Origin of the sequence: Methanospirillum sp., assembly GCF_028679455.1 — an archaeon.
GTDB lineage: Archaea > Halobacteriota > Methanomicrobia > Methanomicrobiales > Methanospirillaceae > Methanospirillum.
Genome location: NZ_JAJRBM010000028.1, coordinates 1 through 3,638 on the forward strand (window position 1 = coordinate 1; position 3,638 = coordinate 3,638).

Consider the following 3,638-nt stretch of genomic DNA (forward strand, 5'->3'; position numbering starts at 1 on the left):
AATGACATCCTTCTCGTTGACGACTGTCTCAGGGTTGATGATACCGTCATCATCAAGATTTGAGTAATAGTCTGCACCATGTGCACCAACTACATCCTCATCAGGAACCTGAATCCGGTCGATCTGACCTCCCGGATACCGACGCTCCTCACCCTCATACGTACGTAAAAAATGGGATCTGCCGAGACCGCGGTCGATTGAGGCTTTGTTGAAGATGAGAGCATCTTCAATATTGTATCCTTCGTAACTGAGAATGGCTACCACGAAGTTCTGCCCGGCTGCCCGGTCATCAGATCCGATACCTTCTGAAGTCTGGGTATATACGAGAGGTTTCTGAACGTAGTGAAGCAGGTGGCCACGGGTGTCAGGCCTGAGTTTCATATTGGCGTTTGCAAACCCGAGCGCCTGCTTGACCATTCCAGCGCCCATCGTTACACGAGGAGACGCATTGTGTTCAGGGAACGGAACATGGGCTGCCCCGATACCAAGGATCAATGAGGGATCTATCTCAAGATGGGTATGTTGAGGAGTGATATCATCGGGAGTCATCGCGATGAGGAGATCTTCTTCCTCTTCAGCATCGACGAGCTCGATAACACCACGGGTGATCAGGTCAAAGAAGACGATCTCCTTGTTCTTCAGTTTCAGAAGATCCTCTTCTGTGATGAGGGGTTTTCCTTCCTGAAGGACAATTAACGGCCGGCGGGCACGCCCACGATCGGTATGGATGATGATGTCGCCGTTAAACTCCTTGTGCGAACAGTTCACCTCGGTGGAGATGACTCCCTGTCTGCGCATAGTTCTGATCTTCTGGACCAGATCTTTAGGATCGTCAACAAGACCGATAAGGGCACCATCAACGAACACACGTGATTTTGTTGCTATCACTGGATCTCACCCCTGATCTGTTCAACACCAAGTCCGTAGAGCATCCTGATGATCTCTTCATCATCATAGACTCCTTTACTAATCTCAACCATCTGAGCGAAGTTCTTCACCAGACCACAGTTTGGTCCTTCAGGAGTTTCGCTCGGACAGATCCGACCCCACTGTGTAGGATGGAGATCACGAGCCTCGAAATGAGGCTGGGAGCGGGAGAGCGGGGAGATGACACGACGCAGGTGTGAGAGCACACTCATGTGATCAATACGATCAAGAAGTTGAGAGACACCAGTCCTTCCTCCAACCCAGTTCCCGGTCGCCAGCGGGTGAAGCAACCGTTCAGTCAGCACATCTGCACGGACTGCAGTTGCTATGGAGAGATCACGGTGACGCATACTGGCCCGCTCGAGTTGATATTTGATATCACGGGTAAGCCGGTTGAGCGAGATACGGAAGAGATCCTCCATCAGATCACCGGCGAGTTTGAGCCGCTTGTTTGCGTAGTGATCTTTGTCATCAATACGCCGGCGGTCAAGTACGAGATCAAAACAGGCTTCGGCCATACGACCAAGGAAGTGGGCTTTTGCGAGCCTGACGGAGCGGACAATCTTCATCTGCTCCTCATCCTCTTCATGGACAAAACGAGGCATCATGTAGTTAAGATGTGGAAGCAGGTAATTGTCCAGAACAAATTCGGCCCGTTTCTTCTGATAATCACGGGTCTGGTTCGGAGCAAGTTTCTTTCCGACATACATGACACCGCACTCGACCGAATCGCATTCGCTCTCTTCAAGATTCTGCATCATGAAGGTGAGAATTTCCTCATCAGTTGAGACTGCTTTGACGACTTCAGCATCACTGGTCATCCCAAGTGCACGCATCAGGTCAACAAACCGGAGATGACCGGCAACGGATGGAAAGGTAACCTCAAGCAGGTTCTTGCGGTTCCGTTCCACAACTACGAGGGCGCGATATCCTCTGAACTGGGAGAATACCTTGGCAACATAGATCCGCTCATTATACCGTTCGGTGTACTCGGTCATGATCTTGTTTGAAGCAAGATCCTCGAGTGTCATCAGCACACGCTCAGTCCCGTTGACGATGAAATAGCCCCCTGGGTCCAGCGGATCTTCTCCATGAGAAACACGCTCTTCCTCGGTCAGACTTGAAAGATTACAGGCTACTGAACCAACCATGATCGGGAGTTGCCCGATGGTGGCAGTCACAGGTTCCTGACGAACACCACCCTGTACCAGGGTGAGATCCAGTTGAATCGGTGCAGCATACGTGATGTTACGCAGACGCGCCTCACCAGGGAAGAGTTCAGACTGCGAACCGTCTGCTTCCCTGACAAGTGGGCGTAAAATTTTTAGATCTCCGAGTTCAACCGATACCGGTTCGTTCCCTTTTCCTCGTGACTCAATATCGGTTTCGATAACCCGCTGTTCTTCAACAACTTTATGCAGATTATGAGTCAGAAAATAATTGAACGAATCCAACTGGTGCCGGGCTACATGGTCCCGGGCAAAATATGCCTGTGAAAGGATGCTCCTATCAATCAAAAGATCAGCCCCAGGCTCACTTCTTGGGTCTCTTTACTACCTGACGGTAGGACTCTGCACGACCGGCTGTCATACTCTTTCTGACGATCTTTATTACGTCATTGATCCGTGCTCCGATAGCCAGCACTGCCGGATCATCATGATAAATCTTGGGCAGGTGTTCCTGTCCGATATTATACTTCGAAAAGAGCGCTTTGACATCATCACCGCTCATGATACTGTGCTCAGGTACCATCTCATGCTTAAGTACATTCAGCTCGGCGTTCAACGCCATACCCCCTCGATTGCGACTGCAATTCGATAAAAAATCTATGCACGAAAAAACCACAACTGCAAGTGGAACGGGCTCGAGGGGATTTGAACCCCCGACCACCTGGTTAAAAGCCAGGCGCTCTGCCAAACTGAGCTACGAACCCACCTTGTCATCTCTCTTGTAGCATCATAAAGAGGCTGCGATGAAAGATAAAGGTTTGCTTTTCCCGTTTATATTTCGGCTGAACAATCCTACCATCAGGATCAACAAACCTGCAGACCATCCAAATGATGGAGAGACACCTTGCGCGTGTATAACTTATATGCTGGATCAGATAAACAGTTCTACTGGAATCACTGTTAACAGTCACAATAGCTGATGGATCTCAGATCCTGCCAGCCGATATATGGCCCTCAGAGATTCTATTTTTTCAGGAGCGATACTGAGTGGTACCAATATGGATATTGCAGGCTGGGCATCATGGATGAGCTTAGCCGATGGATAGAAGAGAATAAAAAACTCTGTCAGCCGAGAAAGGAACACGCAGTCAGGGCAGTCAGACACCTTTCACGAAATGAACGACAGAACCTCTTCTCTGAGGATATCTCCTACATGCGGTCTGCCGAAGGACGATGGTTTGAGATGATATCCTACGAACTCTTTCTTGACCTGGCTAACCGGACAAATGCCCTCAAGGCAGTTGTCCTGAAAGGGGCAGACGTCAGAGGAAAAAAAGAGATACCAGCTCTCGGGCAGGACGGATTCTTTTACTCACGCAACGGCGATATCACACTTCGGGGAAACGGGCAGGATCTTGCAGAGTTTGATCTTCTGCTCATAAAAAAGGACAATTCACTGGTCTTTGTAGAAGTGGTCACATCTCCTTCTGATCTTAAGGATTTCATGCAGGAGATTTACTACAAAAAACAGATGATCCGGTA

General features: G+C 49.3%; 2 protein-coding genes, 1 tRNA gene and 2 pseudogenes. 1 reads left to right on the forward strand and 4 read right to left on the reverse strand.

The window, feature by feature from the left end; translation table 11 throughout:
- The 4 genes and pseudogenes from LUQ50_RS00780 to LUQ50_RS00795 all read right to left on the reverse strand — a co-directional run.
- Nucleotides 1-888, reverse strand: a pseudogene (locus tag LUQ50_RS00780) (DNA-directed RNA polymerase subunit B); the annotation flags it as partial.
- Complete coding sequence (locus LUQ50_RS00785; protein WP_300034706.1) at nt 885-2,444, reverse strand: DNA-directed RNA polymerase subunit B''; 1,560 nt, start codon at nt 2,442-2,444, stop codon at nt 885-887. The gene LUQ50_RS00785 and the pseudogene LUQ50_RS00780, both read right to left, overlap by 4 nt.
- A gap of 16 nt (nt 2,445-2,460) precedes the next feature.
- Nucleotides 2,461-2,718 (reverse strand): DNA-directed RNA polymerase subunit H, encoded by a 258-nt coding sequence (locus tag LUQ50_RS00790; protein WP_300034709.1) that lies wholly within the window; start codon nt 2,716-2,718, stop codon nt 2,461-2,463.
- A 68-nt stretch (nt 2,719-2,786) separates the two neighbouring features.
- Nucleotides 2,787-2,860, reverse strand: a tRNA-Lys gene (locus LUQ50_RS00795).
- Nucleotides 2,861-3,177: 317 nt separating this feature from the next.
- Here LUQ50_RS00795 and LUQ50_RS00800 point away from each other — a divergent pair.
- A pseudogene (locus LUQ50_RS00800) lies at nt 3,178-3,638 on the forward strand (hypothetical protein); the annotation flags it as partial.